Source organism: Bradyrhizobium sp. Leo114, assembly GCF_055229415.2.
Map to the genome: position 1 here is coordinate 1 of NZ_JBUYEN020000237.1, position 361 is coordinate 361.

Sequence of the window (361 nt, forward strand, 5' to 3'; positions counted from 1 at the left end):
TGGATGACCTCGATGCCGTCGTTGAATCTGACACCTGCGATGACCTTCGGCAACTGATTTGTGCCTTTGAGCCGCCGCCAGGTCTTTGATGCGGCGATCACCAGTTTGAACACCATCAGCCTGGCGGTGGTTGGCGACAACGAGCCCTTGGTGTGCACCGTCCGGTGCCGCACGGTGGCGAACACGCTTTCGATGGGGTTGGTCGTCCGCAAGTGATCCCAATGCTCGGCAGGAAAGTCGTAGAAGGCCAGCAGGGCGTCGCGATCCTTGACCAGACATTCGACCGCCCGGCCGTATTTGGCGCGGTATTTCTCGGCGAAAACGTCGATCGCCGCTTCGGCGGACGCCCGGTTCGGCGCCC

The 361-nt window shown here is 61.8% G+C and carries 1 protein-coding gene; it reads right to left on the reverse strand.

What is annotated here, in order from left to right; translation table 11 throughout:
- Positions 1-361, reverse strand: a 361-nt coding sequence (locus ACZIRK_RS45555; protein WP_474419889.1) for a transposase, incomplete at both ends; no start/stop codon positions are given.